The sequence below is a fragment of the Methylobacterium sp. Leaf104 genome (genome assembly GCF_001422885.1).
GTDB lineage: Bacteria > Pseudomonadota > Alphaproteobacteria > Rhizobiales > Beijerinckiaceae > Methylobacterium.
This window is the reverse complement of record NZ_LMMZ01000034.1, coordinates 62,841-75,185: the sequence shown is the minus strand read 5'-3', so window position 1 is coordinate 75,185 and position 12,345 is coordinate 62,841. Positions and strand designations below refer to the sequence as shown.

Annotated in this window: 18 protein-coding genes; 14 read left to right on the top strand and 4 right to left on the bottom strand. The window is 68.1% G+C overall.

Features of this window, described 5'->3' with window-relative positions; translation table 11 throughout:
- Nucleotides 1-20 precede the first annotated feature (20 nt).
- A complete protein-coding gene (gene efp, locus ASF49_RS15620; RefSeq protein WP_056474694.1) occupies nt 21-587 on the top strand; it encodes an elongation factor P in 567 nt (188 codons plus the stop codon).
- Nucleotides 588-612: 25 nt separating this feature from the next.
- On the opposite strand, the gene ASF49_RS15615 is transcribed toward efp, so the two are convergent.
- Entirely contained in the window at nt 613-1,602 is a 990-nt protein-coding gene (locus ASF49_RS15615) for a DUF1624 domain-containing protein (protein ID WP_431739901.1), read from the bottom strand.
- A gap of 302 nt (nt 1,603-1,904) precedes the next feature.
- Here ASF49_RS15615 and ASF49_RS15610 point away from each other — a divergent pair, with 302 nt between their 5' ends.
- The 9 genes from ASF49_RS15610 (at nt 1,905) to ASF49_RS23240 (ending at nt 7,521) form a co-directional block, all read left to right on the top strand.
- Nucleotides 1,905-2,522, top strand: a complete 618-nt coding sequence (locus ASF49_RS15610; protein WP_056474692.1) for a cold-shock protein — start codon at nt 1,905-1,907, stop codon at nt 2,520-2,522.
- Between the two features lie 11 nt (nt 2,523-2,533).
- Entirely contained in the window at nt 2,534-3,031 is a 498-nt protein-coding gene (locus tag ASF49_RS15605) for a DUF192 domain-containing protein (RefSeq protein ID WP_431739900.1), read from the top strand.
- Between the two features lie 139 nt (nt 3,032-3,170).
- Nucleotides 3,171-3,656, top strand: coding sequence for a hypothetical protein (locus ASF49_RS15600; protein ID WP_056474685.1), 486 nt, complete (start codon nt 3,171-3,173; stop codon nt 3,654-3,656).
- A gap of 79 nt (nt 3,657-3,735) precedes the next feature.
- A complete protein-coding gene (locus ASF49_RS15595; RefSeq protein WP_056474683.1) occupies nt 3,736-4,632 on the top strand; it encodes a dienelactone hydrolase family protein in 897 nt (298 codons plus the stop codon).
- 154 nt (nt 4,633-4,786) lie between these two features.
- Nucleotides 4,787-5,227, top strand: a complete 441-nt coding sequence (locus ASF49_RS15590; RefSeq protein WP_056474680.1) for a response regulator — start codon at nt 4,787-4,789, stop codon at nt 5,225-5,227.
- 91 nt (nt 5,228-5,318) lie between these two features.
- Complete coding sequence (locus tag ASF49_RS15585) at nt 5,319-5,522, top strand: hypothetical protein (RefSeq protein WP_056474677.1); 204 nt, start codon at nt 5,319-5,321, stop codon at nt 5,520-5,522.
- Between the two features lie 139 nt (nt 5,523-5,661).
- The gene (locus ASF49_RS15580) at nt 5,662-6,855 is read left to right on the top strand and encodes an alpha/beta hydrolase (RefSeq protein ID WP_056474674.1); all 1,194 of its coding nucleotides are present in this window, start codon (nt 5,662-5,664) and stop codon (nt 6,853-6,855) included.
- 118 nt (nt 6,856-6,973) lie between these two features.
- The gene (locus ASF49_RS15575) at nt 6,974-7,174 is read left to right on the top strand and encodes a hypothetical protein (protein WP_056474671.1); all 201 of its coding nucleotides are present in this window, start codon (nt 6,974-6,976) and stop codon (nt 7,172-7,174) included.
- A gap of 170 nt (nt 7,175-7,344) precedes the next feature.
- Nucleotides 7,345-7,521 (top strand): DUF1328 domain-containing protein, encoded by a 177-nt coding sequence (locus tag ASF49_RS23240; protein ID WP_003599466.1) that lies wholly within the window; start codon nt 7,345-7,347, stop codon nt 7,519-7,521.
- A gap of 144 nt (nt 7,522-7,665) precedes the next feature.
- On the opposite strand, the gene ASF49_RS15570 is transcribed toward ASF49_RS23240, so the two are convergent.
- Nucleotides 7,666-7,890, bottom strand: a complete 225-nt coding sequence (locus tag ASF49_RS15570; protein WP_056474667.1) for a NepR family anti-sigma factor — start codon at nt 7,888-7,890, stop codon at nt 7,666-7,668.
- 180 nt (nt 7,891-8,070) lie between these two features.
- On the opposite strand from ASF49_RS15570, the gene ASF49_RS15565 reads away from it, so the two are divergent.
- Nucleotides 8,071-8,874 (top strand): response regulator, encoded by an 804-nt coding sequence (locus ASF49_RS15565; protein ID WP_055953119.1) that lies wholly within the window; start codon nt 8,071-8,073, stop codon nt 8,872-8,874.
- A gap of 950 nt (nt 8,875-9,824) precedes the next feature.
- Here the strand turns inward: ASF49_RS15565 and ASF49_RS15555 are convergent.
- Nucleotides 9,825-10,019, bottom strand: a complete 195-nt coding sequence (locus ASF49_RS15555) for a general stress protein (RefSeq protein WP_055953126.1) — start codon at nt 10,017-10,019, stop codon at nt 9,825-9,827.
- A 291-nt stretch (nt 10,020-10,310) separates the two neighbouring features.
- Here ASF49_RS15555 and ASF49_RS15550 point away from each other — a divergent pair, with 291 nt between their 5' ends.
- Complete coding sequence (locus tag ASF49_RS15550) at nt 10,311-10,754, top strand: cyclic nucleotide-binding domain-containing protein (protein ID WP_056474661.1); 444 nt, start codon at nt 10,311-10,313, stop codon at nt 10,752-10,754.
- A 26-nt stretch (nt 10,755-10,780) separates the two neighbouring features.
- On the opposite strand, the gene ASF49_RS15545 is transcribed toward ASF49_RS15550, so the two are convergent.
- Nucleotides 10,781-11,224, bottom strand: coding sequence for a VOC family protein (locus ASF49_RS15545; RefSeq protein ID WP_056474658.1), 444 nt, complete (start codon nt 11,222-11,224; stop codon nt 10,781-10,783).
- A gap of 244 nt (nt 11,225-11,468) precedes the next feature.
- Here ASF49_RS15545 and ASF49_RS15540 point away from each other — a divergent pair, with 244 nt between their 5' ends.
- Both ASF49_RS15540 and ASF49_RS23235 read left to right on the top strand, forming a co-directional pair.
- Entirely contained in the window at nt 11,469-12,110 is a 642-nt protein-coding gene (locus ASF49_RS15540) for a L,D-transpeptidase (protein WP_056474655.1), read from the top strand.
- Nucleotides 12,111-12,159: 49 nt separating this feature from the next.
- On the top strand, nt 12,160-12,312 hold the full coding sequence (locus ASF49_RS23235; RefSeq protein WP_082487738.1) for a DUF3096 domain-containing protein: 153 nt from the start codon (nt 12,160-12,162) through the stop codon (nt 12,310-12,312).
- The last annotated feature ends 33 nt before the right edge of the window (nt 12,313-12,345 follow it).

The window sequence follows — 12,345 nt, the reverse complement described above, 5'->3', positions numbered from 1 at the left end:
ACACAGCAGGACCAGACCCCGTGAAGGTGATCGCCTCTACGCTCCGCAAGGGCAACGTCGTCGACAAGGATGGCAAGCTCTACGTCATCCTGACGGTCGAGAACATCCACCCCGGCAAGGGCACCCCGGTGACCCAGCTCGACATGCGCCGCATCACCGACGGCGTGAAGGTGTCCGAGCGCTACCGCACCACCGAGTCGGTCGAGCGTGCCTTCGTCGAGGACCGGGAGCACACCTTCCTCTACGAGGACGGCGAGGGCTTCCACTTCATGAACCCCGAGAACTACGATCAGGTCGCGATCCCCAAGGACGTCGTCGGCAGCGCTGCGCCGTACCTGCAGGAGGGCATGGCCGTGATGGTCTCCACCCACAATGGCGTGGCTCTCACCCTCGAGCTGCCGCAGCGCGTCGTCCTCGAGGTCACCGAGACCGAGCCGGCGATGAAGGGCCAGACGGCCTCCTCCTCCTACAAGCCCGCGATCCTCTCCAACGGCGTGCGCACCGCAGTGCCGCCGCACATCGCCGTCGGCACTCGGGTGGTGATCATGACCGAGGACGGCTCCTACGTGGAGCGCGCCAAGGACTGACGGCGTCTCGGGAACGGATGCCGGCTCACGGCGCCGGCGCCGTTCCCTCCGCCGCCTCGTAGCAGCCCTGCGACAGCCCCTGGGCGCGCAGGCGCTCCTCGGCGGTGAAGCTGCGCGGCGTGTCCGCCCAGAGATGCTCCCGGCGGAACGCGTCCGAGACGCAGGCCGCCGCCCGGGTGCAGACCTCCGCTTCGCCGCCGGTCGCGACGCAGTTGCGCCGGTAGAGCGCTCGGAATTCGGCCACCCCCGCTTGCGGATGCGGCCCGGTCACGCTGAGGACTCCCGTCAGCAGCGCCATCAGGACCGGCTGGTGGACGAGGTAGATCGCCAGGCTGTGGCGCCCCGCCCAGGCCAGACCCCGGGTCGTCCGCCCGGTGGGCGACCAGTCCGCGAGGCGCGAGCGCCGGAAGGCGGGCAAGCCGTGGAGGGCCGCCGCGACGCCGAGGAGCACCAGCCCGAACCAGGGGAACAGCGGTACGTAGTCGTTGGTCTGCGGCGTGCCGCGTCCCAATCCCACGAAGGACAGGACCGGCGCGTCGAGGATGCCGCCCGAGATCAGGTGCGGAGCGGCCAGCACGAGGGCCGCGCCGAGGAGGGCGGCCCAGCCAGGCAGGACCCGCACGAAGGGCAGGGCGAGCACGCTCGACACGGCGATGCAGTGCAGGATGCCGAAGAAGATGTAGCTCGACGGATCGGCCACCAGGGTCGCGACGGTGACGAGGGCCGCCGCACCCGCGATCCGGGCCAGCCGCAGCAGGAACGGACGGGCCGCGAAGCGCTCGCCGTTCATCAGGACGAGGCCGATTCCGACGAGGATCAGGAAGCTTCCGGCGATGCCGTGCGCGGCGAGCCGGCCCGGCGGCGTCAGGGCGTAGTTCTCGGGGGTCAGCCGCAAGGCCCCGAGGTCCCAGGTCGCGTGGTAGAGCGCCATCGCCACGAGGGCGACGCCGCGCGCGGCGTCGAGGGCCGCGTATCGGAACCGTGGCGCGACGGGGGAGGGGGGCGGGCGCATCATCGCGCAGGCCCTAGCATCGTTCGCGCGTCGTCGCGACGCCGCACCGTTTTCGAAACGAAACCGGCGTCTCGCGCGAAGACGCTTAACAAATTTTGGCCGACCTCCGCGAACGCCCAAAAATACTAAAGCTTGGCTTCGACTTGCCCTTCGCCCCGGGGCGTCCGGCTGTTGCTCGCGAACCGCCCTGCCGAACAATGCGGCATCGAAGCCCGGCCTCGACCGCCAAACAGGCTTCCGCCGAGTCATGACTTTGTTAATCTCTCGTGCGGGTCGCGAGACGTGATTCGGTGTGGGTTGCTTACATGTCTGACGATTTCGGTTCAGGCCCCTTCGGGCAGCGTTCGTCGGGAGAGCAGGACGACAACCGTGCCGTCGAAGGGCAGGGCGCCGAGGCCCAGCGGCCGCTCGACCTCACGGAGGTCGCGGGCCGGATCAAGTGGTTCGACGTGGCGAAGGGCTTCGGCTTCATCGTGCCGGACGATGGCTCGGCCGACGTGCTCCTGCACATCACCTGCCTGCGCCGCGACGGGCACCAGAGCGCCAGCGAGGGCGCCCGCGTGGTCGTGGAGGCCACGGAGCGGCCCCGCGGCTGGCAGGCCTTCCGGGTCATCTCCCTCGACCAGTCGACCGCGCTTCATCCCTCCGAGCTTCCGCTGCCCCGCACCCATGTCACCGTGACCCCGACCAGCGGACTCGAAACCGCCGTGGTGAAGTGGTTCAACCGCCTGCGCGGCTTCGGCTTCCTGAGCCGCGGCGACGGGACGCCGGACATCTTCGTTCACATGGAGACGCTCCGCCGCTACGGAATCGCCGAGCTCAAGCCGGGCGAGACCGTTCTCGTCCGCTACGGCGATGGATCCAAGGGCAAGATGGCCGCCGAAGTCCGGCTGCTCGACGGTGCGCTGCCCGCCTCACACTGACGGATGGTCCGGTGGTTACGCGACGTTTGATCGACTGGCGCGATGGATTGCGCGCGCTCCTCGCCCTGGCCCTGTTCGGGCTGATCCTCGGTCGGGCGACGGCACAGGACGCGGCCGCCGGGCCGACCGAGCCGCTGAGCATCGTCGGCCGCGAAGGGCGGCACGTCTTTGCCGTCGAGGTGATGCGGACCGATGCGGAACGCTCCCGCGGCCTGATGTACCGCCGCACGATGGCGTCCGATCACGGCATGCTCTTCGATTTCCAGGCCTCCGCCCCCGTGGCCATGTGGATGAAGAACACCTACCTGCCTCTCGACATGCTGTTCATCCGCGCCGACGGGACCATCGCCAAGATCGCCGCCGACACCGAACCGCTCTCCACCAAGGTGATCCCGTCGAACGAACCCGTCCTCTCGGTCCTGGAGCTCAATGCCGGGACCGCGGCCCGGCTGCGAATCCATGCAGGCGACCGGGTGGAGCACGCCCTGTTCGACCGGAAGGCCCGATAGGGAATCGCTACGGCTCCCTCGAACACATCGAGAACAAAGGCTTGACGCCTGCCATCTTTCCCACCACTGTTCCCTCAATGTTCTGATCCATTTCGGGACTGCCGCGCGGCGGCACCGAACCTGGCGACGAGGGGACATCATGTTCGACCTGCCTCTGGACGACGCGTGCCCGACGATCCCGGCCCTGTTCGAGAACGCCGACTGGCGTGTCGCCGCCGACGGCCTGGAGCATCGCGAGACCGGCTACTTCATCGCCCGGGACTCGATCACCATGCGGCGGGGCGACCTCTGGGAATGGCCGATGCACCTCGCCGAGAAGAGCTGGTGCACGCCGCGGAGCTTTCGCGAGGCCTTCCTCGCCGCGGTCGCGGCTTTCGGAGTCTCGGCGGATTCCGGCCTCTCGCAATCCTTCGCGGTCGCCTTCGGCCTCGTCGCCGGTGCCGGATCGCGCCGGGGTGATGCGGGCTTCGTGGCCCTGGGCGATCTCGTCCGGCCGAAATCCGCCGGTACCGGAGCGATCCGGAAGCGCAATGGTGCCGGCGAGCCTCGGCTCGCGGCCCGGCGTATGGGTCCGATGGCGGATCAGCGGACGGGCGAAACGGGGCGCCAGCGCGTCGCGCTCTGAGCCTGTCCGCCGCCGTAGAACGCCCTAGCTTCCCCGCTGCGATCCAGCATCGCCCTCCATCGGTCGCATCGGGGACTTCATGTCGAACACGTCGGATCATCGCCTCGACAGCGCGCCGCTCGACGGCCTCGACGGGCTCCTGACGCCGCCCTTTTCCCGGCGCGGCTTCGTCATGACGAGCCTGATCACGGGTTTGACCCTGGCGACGAGTGCCGTGGAGGCTCAGGTGATCCATACCGATGCCGAGGGCATCGAGGCGGACGAGGTGAAGATCCCCGCGGCAGACGGCCCGATGCCGGGATACCGGGCCATGCCGAAGGGGACGGGTCCGTTTCCGATCATCCTCGTCATCGAGGAGATCTTCGGTGTCCACGACTACATCAAGGACATCTGCCGCAGGCTCGCGAAATCCGGCTATTGCGCGGTCGCACCCGAGCTCTACGCCCGACAGGGTGACCTCTCGACCATGACCGATGCCAAGGTCATCATTCGCGACGTCATCTCGAAGACCCCGGATGCCCAGTGGATCGCCGACCTCGACGCCGCCGCGAGCTGGGCCGTCTCGGCCTCGCAGGGAGATCCGGCGCGAATCGGGACGATAGGCTGGTGCCGCGGCGGGCGCGGCGTCTGGCTCTACGCAGCCCATCGCAAGGATCTGAAGGCGGGTGTCGCCTGGTACGGCCCGGTCGGCGGCGAGCGCACCGACATCCAACCCCGCACCGGCACGGACGTGGCCGGCGAGCTCAACGCGCCGCTCCTGTGCCTCTACGGCGGAGCCGATACCGGCATCCCGGTCCGGGACGTCGAGGCGGCGCGCGACAAGGCGAAGGCGGCCGGCAAGATGGTGGAGCTGGTCGTCTATCCCGATGCGCCGCATGGTTTCCATGCCGATTATCGGCCGAGCTATCGTGAAGCGGATGCCCGGGATGGTTGGGCTCGCGCCCTAGCCTTTCTGAAATCACATGGCGTTGGCTAAAAACCTCGTGAAAGCGTGACATCGAAAGCACAACCGATCCGCTCAGGCCGGCTTCAGCGCTATTGGTCGGTTCCGCCACATTGACAGCTTCGCACCTCCGTGGCGCTAGATTGCACTTGGCCCGCCGTTCTGGCCCGAAGAGCGTACCGGACCCATGAGTGCTGTGATCCCGTCTGACGCACGTCCCGTGATCCTCGTCGTCGAGGACGAGCCAGACGAGCGCTTCCTCGCGGCCGAGCTCCTCGAAGAGACGGGCTTTCGAGTCATCGAGGCCGAGACGGCCGAGCGAGCCCTCGCCATCCTCAACGATCGCGGCGACGAGGTCAGCGTGGTCTTCTCCGACGTCCGGACGCCGGGGCCGATCGGCGGCTTCGAACTCGCCCGCATCATCGGAGTGACGTGGCCGCGGGTCCGGGTCCTGCTCACCTCCGGGGATGCCGGCGACCAGCCCAGCGACCTGCGCGTCTCGGCGACCTTCATTCCCAAGCCCTGGCGCGCCGCCGACATCCTGGCCTGGGTCGAGGAGGCTGCCGGCCGCGCCGACGGTGGCGCCGCGGGACCGGACATCATCGGCACCCCGGTTCGGGGCAATTAGAATTATCATAGATCAATGGAAACATCCGGCCGCGAGCCCGTTGACCGGTTTCCCACGATCGAGAGGCCGCACGATGGCCCGAGAGCCGACGATGAACCTCGCCCAGTCAATCCGTACCCAGCATCCGGATGAATCCTGGTCTACCCTGACCGGTCTTCCCGAGGATCAGCTGCTGGAGACGCTGGGAAGCAATCTGCGCGATGTCTACGATTCGATGGCCGATGCAGTTCAGCCCAGCGACCTGATGCGGCTGGCCGCGATGATCGATGCGCGCCGCGGCCAGTCGGACCACTGATCGGCGAATTCCAGACACACAGTGCGGCGGGAATACCGCACCCAGGAGCGCCGGATTACCGTATGGTCCGGCGCAACGTTGATCCGGGCTTCGCGAGGACTGGCCTTCGAAGCTCACGGGCCGCGCTTTCGGGCTTTCCATGCGTTTGAACTTGAGTCTCGGCGCCGCCGCCTTGGGCCTGGCCGTCCTCTTGGCCGCCGGGCCGGCCGCCGCGGCCGCCCCGCCGACCCAGCCGGCCGACGGTCCGGGCGGAATCGGTGACCGCGCGGCGACCATCGTCAAGCGTGGTCTCGGCAAGGCCGGAGCCGGCAGCTTTGTGTTCTACAAGGCCGGGTCGGCACCGGCCGAAGGTCGTCCCGTCGTCGTCTTCCTCCACGCCTGGGGCGCTTCCAATCCGCAGGCCTATGGCGCCTGGATCGATCACCTCGCCCGGACCGGCGCGCTCGTGGTGTTCCCGCGTTTCCAGGACCTCAACCGGACACGTCCCTCCGAGGCGAGCGCGATCGCCGCACGCATCCTGAAATCCACCTTGTCCGATCTCGGGAGCGATGCCGACGCCAAGCCGGACCTCAAGCGGGTCGCGATCATCGGATACCTCGCCGGTGCGCCGATCGCCGCCAATCTGGCGGCCGACGCGGCCGAGCAGGGCCTGCCCGCGCCGCGCCTCGTCTTCGCGATCATGCCGGGCGGCATCGCCAGCGACGCGCGCTCCCGCGGCATCGTCCTGCACGACCTGGGACGCATCGCCCCCGAAACCCTTGTGATCACCGTCATCGGCGACCGCGACGCCCGCGCCGCCGACCTGGCCGGCAGGCGCCTGCTGCGCGAGGCGAGCGCGGTGCCGACCGAGCGCAAGCTCTTCGTGCGCGCCCTCTCGGACGACCACGGCTTTCCGGCCCTGGCCGCCACGCTGACGTCGCCGGCGGCCGTGGATGCCGCCTACGACGGCTCGGCGATCAAGCTGCCGCCGGAGCCGCCGCGGGATCCCAAGCAGCCTGCGCCGCCCTTCAAGTGGTCGCCCGACATGGCGCTGACCGGCGAGCAGACCACGCTCGTCGCGCAGATCAACAACGCCCGCGCCGACAGCCTGGATTACCTCGCCTACTGGAAGACCTTCGACCTTTCCGCCGCGGCCGCTTTCGCGGGCGCGGACGCCAACAGCCTCAAGGGCAATCCGCGCTTCAGCGACATGGAGCGCTGGGGGGACGGCTGGCCGGTCAAGCGCCTCGTCGTCGAGTCGGTGCGTCCGCCCGCCGCTCAGCCAGCCACACCGGCACCCACCCCCGCCGCCAATTCCACTCGCCCCAAGCCGGCGGCCTCGCGCCGGCCCTGAGAACGGATTCCCGCCGGCGCTCGGACGGGCGCCGATGGAGTGGCGGGCGCCCCCGCATGTGTCGCGAGGCTGGCGCAAGCTTTGCGTGGTCGGGTTCGGGTCAACCGGACACGCCGCCATGCCCGATTTCGTCGCCCTGCTCGCCGCCTCGGCCCTGTTCTGCGCCGCCCTCGTCGCACTGAACGGCCTGACCCGGCTCCTGCTTCAGATGCACGGGTCCATCGGCGATCTCTCTGAAAACGGTTTCGCTCAGTACGGACTCGCCCTGGCCCTCGCGGCTCTTGCCTGGCGTCGGGCCTCGCGGCGCAAAGCTCTCTGATCCCGGACTGCCGCCGCGTCACCGACAAACCGAGTCAAAGCGCGGTCTCGTCCCCACAGGAAAAGGTGGCGATCCTGTGACGGGCGCAGGAACCGTCCCGCTAACTTGGCGTTATGCTGTCATGAGGTCGCAGCCGATGCTGCACCGTACTTGATGAAGGGTTGAGTCACATGCTCGGATGGGCCGTTACGTTCCTGGTCGTCGCCCTCGTCGCGGCGCTGCTTGGCTTCGGTGGTATCGCCGGCACGGCGATGGAAGCCGCGAAGCTCGTGTTCTTCGTCGCCATCGTGCTGTTCGCCATCTCGGCCGTGATCGGCCTGATGCGCGGCCGCTCGCCGACGCTCTGATCCGCGTCGACGCCGGCATGCCGGCAACCTGACACGTGAAGAGGGCCGCTCCGATGAGCGGCCCTTTTTCCTTGCCGCGCGCGTGGCCCGACAAGCGGATGCGTGGCGCGGCACGCTCAGCCACCCGGCTCGCGGGCAGACGCGTCAGGTCTGCGGGTCGGGACCCGGCGTCGTCGCGTCGAGTTTGGCGATCAGGTCACGAAACCGGTCGGGCACCGGCTGCTGCACGATGGTGTCGTACATGGCCCGGAGATGAAGTCCGATCCGCTTCTGGGTATGATCGCTCAGTCCCTGTTCGGGCACAGCGTCGCCCGTCTTCGGGTCGGCCCCCTCGGGTGAGGAGCCGGGACCCGGTCCGTTATCGTCCATACGTCGGTCCCCTTGGATGTCGACAAGCGACATCGCCGCGATTGTTTTGCGGCTTCACATAGGCCATGGCTGCACCTGCAACGCTGCTGTGAACAATCGGTTCCCGGCCGGCGGAACGGAGCCCTGCATTCCGCGTTGTGGCGGAGGCGCCCGAGAGAACGGCAAAGCCAAGGGGATATAATGTCGACAGCTCAACTCGTCGTTCAGCATCTGCCGTACCTGCGCCGTTATGCGCGGGCGCTGACCGGCAGCCAGGTTGCTGGCGACGCCTACGTCGCGGCCACGCTCGAGACCCTCGTGAACGAGCCCGAGACGCTCGGCCGAAGCTCCAACGTGAAGGCCGACCTGTTCCGCGTCTTTACCCGCATCTGGAACTCGCTCTCGGTGAACGGCCAGAGCGAGCAGGTTCAGCACGATCTGCCGGCGGAGGTCCGCCTCGGCCAGATCACGCCGCTGCCGCGCCAGGCCTTCCTGCTCTCCTGCCTCGAAGGCTTCTCCGAAGAGGACGCGGCGATCATCCTCGACGTCGACGTCAGTCAGGTCCGCGATCTGGTGGATGAGGCCGGCCGCGAGCTCGCGGCCGACATGGCGACCGAGATCCTCATCATCGAGGACGAGCCGCTGATCGCCATGGACCTCGAGGCGCTCGTGGAGGGGCTCGGCCACAACGTGATTGGCGTCGCGCGAACCCGCACCGAGGCGATCAAGATCGCGTCCGGGGGCACGCGCCCGGGCCTGATCCTGGCCGACATCCAGCTGGCGGACGGCAGTTCCGGCCTCGACGCGGTGAACGACCTGCTGAAGACCTTCGAGGTGCCGGTGATCTTCATCACCGCCTATCCCGAACGCTTCCTCACCGGCGAGCGGCCCGAGCCGGCCTTCCTGATCGCCAAGCCGTTCCAGCCCGCCAACGTCTCGGCCGTGATCAGTCAGGCTCTGTTCTTCCAGCAGAGCGCCCGCCGTCGCGAGGCGAAGTCCGCCTGATTTGACGACGTCCGGCGCACGACGCGCGCCGACCGTCACTTCCTGACAGCGCAGAAACCCCGGTCCGACCACCGGGGTTTTTTTCGTGCCGAAACGCCTTCGGTCCTGGTTCCCAGCACCGGACCCACAAAAAAACGGGTCGGAGGATGTCCGACCCGTTGGAAGGTTCCGGCCAATGCACAAGGGGAATGCGGGGGAGGACCAGGCGGCCGGGTGCTGGGACAACGGCGCGCGACAGCTCCAGTTCCGAACCTGTGCCGTGCGGACGGAATTTTTATCTTTCCAGATGCATTTTCGCCACTCCGCTCATGAGGGGCGAGCCGAAACGCGACCAATCCAGAAAATGCGACCCAACCCGTTAAGGCTCGGTTTTTCAGTTCACGATGGTTAAGGAACCGTTGTTTCCGAGACGCGTTGAACGGACAACCTGTCAAGCTTTGCGCGGAGATTACGACGATGTCTCGGTCTCGCTTCTTTCTCAGCGTGAGTGGGCCGGCCGCCGTTCTGACGTTGCTGATCCAGCCGACCGTCCGTCAGGCAGCGGATCAGTGGGCTCCGACCGCGACGCCCCCGGCCTTGGTCGCCGATCAGATTTCCTCCGAGACCCGTGTCGTTCCGGCCACATCGCGGCCGCTGCACGTCGCCTCCGTTCCGAGCGTCGCACCGCGGTCCGAATCCACCGCACCCGAGATCGGACGGACCGCCAGCGAGAAGGACATGCCCCGCCTGCGCAAGCCCCTGCAGGAAGGGTGCGAGCGGTCGATCAGCTCACTGGCTGGGCCGGAAGCCCGCCGCATGGTTCCGGGCCGCTGCATGACCTGACCAAGCCTCCCCCTGGATAATCGATCGCAACGAAAACGCCCCGTCCTGATGGAACGGGGCGTTTTCGTTGACGCGTCGTCGACCAAAGAATGGCGCGAGGCCCTGAAGGCCACGCGCCAGAATAGTTCTTACTCGTCGCCAGGGCGGCCCGAGCCGCTCGACTGGCCGCCCTTGCGGCCGGCATTGGAGGCGAGTTCGCGATCCTGCGAGAAGGAGCGCTTCTCCGCGGGCACGCTGCGCCCGCCCTTGCTCGCGATCTCCCGCTGCCGTTCGAGGTCCATCGACGCGAAACCTCGCTTCGAGGTGGAATTTCCTGATGCCATCAGCGCCTCCTCAGCTTTGCGTTCACTGCCAAGACAACCTTTGCCAATATCGATGGTTCCTCATCTGATCGGTGGACGAGCAGTCGCGGCCGCCACGATTGGCGATTAATCCAAGCTTAACCGTTAGATCTCTCGCTGATCTGGACCGTTCGGCCACGATCCCTCGCGGTGATATGCCGGCGCGGACAGAGCGCGACGGGGCGGGGTATGGACAAAGCCGCTGCGACCCGCATTGGATGGACCAGGATCGTGCCGTGCCCGGAGGGACGTCGCGCCACGGGAGCCCGACCCATGACCCTCGAGACCGAGGTTTCGTCCCTTCGTCAGGTGCCGCTGTTTCGCGGCGTCGAACCGTCGCGCCTGAAGCTCCTCGCCTTCACCAGCGAGCGCGTGCATTTCGAATCCGGCCAGCAGCTCTTCGCCCGCGGTGACGCGGCCGACGCCGCCTACCTGCTCCTCGAAGGATCGGCGGAGGTCTCCATCGACAGTCCCCAGGGGCCGTTCCGCCTCGCCCTCCTCGGGGCGAACGCCCTCGTCGGCGAGATGGGCATCCTCGCCGACCAGCCGCGCTCGGCGACCGTCGCCGCCGTGGATCCGACGACGGCCCTGCGGATCGACCGCACCGTGTTCCTCGAATTGCTGGGGCAGTTCCCGCCCATCGCCATCGCGGTGATGCGCGAACTGGCACTGCGCCTGGAGCAGACCAATCAGCAGCTCGCCCAGAGCCAGGGCTGAGGGCGAACTGCGCCTCGCGCGTCGCCTCAGGGCTGCGGATAGGTGATGAACTCCATCAGTGAGCCGTCGGGATCGCGGAAATAGATGCTCAGGCCGGCCCCGGCCGCCCCGTGGCGCGTGACCGGACCGAGCTCCACGGCCACGCCCTGCGATGCGAGATGGTCGGCGGCCTGCTCGATCGTCCCCGACCAGCGGAAGCAGAGATCGCTGTTGCCCGGCGTCACCGGATGCCGGGCCAGGGGCGTCGCGTCGACGCCCGGCCCATGCACGTTCAGCTGAACGCCGCCGAAGCGGTAGGCGAAGGCCGGGCCGCGCGGGATGATCTCGGCGCCCATCACGTCGCGATAGAAGGCGTTCGAGCGTTCCCAATCGGTGACGTGGATGACGCAATGGTCGAGATGGACGGCCGGGGCGAGGTCCGCCAGGGCGGTCCCGGCCTCGATCTCGGCAAGCACCTGCGTCTCCACCATCGTCGCCTGCGCTCCGTCGCCGTCATCGGCCTAGGCCGATCATGGAACCCCGGCCCGCGCGATGCAATGCGCGCCGCAGGGACCGGGTCAGACCGCCGCCATCCTGCGCTCCCGAGGCCTGTCGGCAGGGCCTTGCCCGATACGCAACATCCTACCTGCGGCGGGAATGACACAACGTCCGCGGCCGGGGAGCGCTAGTCAGGGACGAAGCCGTCGTCAGACGCATCGAAACGTGGAGCTGTCCATGCCGTCCCGCCGCCTCGCCCTCGGCCTGATCCTGATCACACCCCTCGCGGCCTGCCAGTCGCGCGGCCCCGTGAACCTGGCCCAGGACGACGAGGCCGCCTGGTACACCGGCACGATGCCGGACAAGCCCTACGACGTGCCGCTGGTCGACAAGTCGCGCCTCGATCCGAAGTATCGCCGGCAGGTGGTGCGCTACACCGGCCCGGAGAAGCCGGGCACGATCGTGGTGGACATCGACAACCGGCAACTCGCCCTGGTGCAGGAGGACGGGACGGCCGTGCAGTACGGCGTCGGCGTCGGCAAGCTCGGCTTCTCGTGGAAGGGCCAGGCCCGGGTCGGACGCAAGGGCGTCTGGCCGGACTGGAGCCCCACCACCACCATGGTCTCCCTGAACCCGGACCTGCCGCGCACCCGCAAGGGCGGCGTCGACAACCCCCTCGGCGCCCGCGCCCTCTACCTCTATCAGGGCAACCGCGACATCCTGTTCCGCATCCACGGCACCAACGAGCCCTGGAGCATCGGTGAGCAGATGTCCTCGGGCTGCGTGCGCATGCTCAACGAGGACATCGTCGATCTCTACGAGCGCGTCCCCGTGGGCACGCAGGTCCTGGTGAAGCGCAACGGGAAGTACCGCGTCTGAGCCGCCTCGCGGCTCACACAAGTCCTGAAGCCGTGCCGGAGCGCGCCCCATGACCATCACGATCTCCAGCCTTCAGCCCGTCATCGCGTTGGCCGCCGGCGTGCTGATCCTCATCGTCCCGCGCCTGCTGAACTTCATCGTGGCGATCTACCTCATCCTGGTGGGCCTGATCGGCCTCGGCGTGTTCCGCGCGCTCGGCTGATCGGGCAACGGCTCCGTTACAGCCGACCCGAAG

What these genes read in the sequence shown, in the direction of transcription:
- ASF49_RS23235 (WP_082487738.1), top strand. Translation starts at nt 12,160, where the DNA reads ATGACCATCACGATCTCCAGCCTTCAGCCCGTCATCGCGTTGGCCGCC.
- ASF49_RS15580 (WP_056474674.1), top strand. Translation starts at nt 5,662, where the DNA reads ATGCGTTTGAACTTGAGTCTCGGCGCCGCCGCCTTGGGCCTGGCCGTC.
- ASF49_RS15540 (WP_056474655.1), top strand. Translation starts at nt 11,469, where the DNA reads ATGCCGTCCCGCCGCCTCGCCCTCGGCCTGATCCTGATCACACCCCTC.
- ASF49_RS15590 (WP_056474680.1), top strand. Translation starts at nt 4,787, where the DNA reads ATGAGTGCTGTGATCCCGTCTGACGCACGTCCCGTGATCCTCGTCGTC.
- ASF49_RS15600 (WP_056474685.1), top strand. Translation starts at nt 3,171, where the DNA reads ATGTTCGACCTGCCTCTGGACGACGCGTGCCCGACGATCCCGGCCCTG.
- ASF49_RS15595 (WP_056474683.1), top strand. Translation starts at nt 3,736, where the DNA reads ATGTCGAACACGTCGGATCATCGCCTCGACAGCGCGCCGCTCGACGGC.
- ASF49_RS15555 (WP_055953126.1), bottom strand. Translation starts at nt 10,019, where the DNA reads ATGGCATCAGGAAATTCCACCTCGAAGCGAGGTTTCGCGTCGATGGAC.
- ASF49_RS15550 (WP_056474661.1), top strand. Translation starts at nt 10,311, where the DNA reads ATGACCCTCGAGACCGAGGTTTCGTCCCTTCGTCAGGTGCCGCTGTTT.
- ASF49_RS15570 (WP_056474667.1), bottom strand. Translation starts at nt 7,890, where the DNA reads ATGGACGATAACGGACCGGGTCCCGGCTCCTCACCCGAGGGGGCCGAC.
- ASF49_RS15615 (WP_431739901.1), bottom strand. Translation starts at nt 1,602, where the DNA reads ATGATGCGCCCGCCCCCCTCCCCCGTCGCGCCACGGTTCCGATACGCG.
- ASF49_RS15545 (WP_056474658.1), bottom strand. Translation starts at nt 11,224, where the DNA reads ATGGTGGAGACGCAGGTGCTTGCCGAGATCGAGGCCGGGACCGCCCTG.
- ASF49_RS23240 (WP_003599466.1), top strand. Translation starts at nt 7,345, where the DNA reads ATGCTCGGATGGGCCGTTACGTTCCTGGTCGTCGCCCTCGTCGCGGCG.
- ASF49_RS15585 (WP_056474677.1), top strand. Translation starts at nt 5,319, where the DNA reads ATGAACCTCGCCCAGTCAATCCGTACCCAGCATCCGGATGAATCCTGG.
- ASF49_RS15565 (WP_055953119.1), top strand. Translation starts at nt 8,071, where the DNA reads ATGTCGACAGCTCAACTCGTCGTTCAGCATCTGCCGTACCTGCGCCGT.
- ASF49_RS15575 (WP_056474671.1), top strand. Translation starts at nt 6,974, where the DNA reads ATGCCCGATTTCGTCGCCCTGCTCGCCGCCTCGGCCCTGTTCTGCGCC.
- ASF49_RS15610 (WP_056474692.1), top strand. Translation starts at nt 1,905, where the DNA reads ATGTCTGACGATTTCGGTTCAGGCCCCTTCGGGCAGCGTTCGTCGGGA.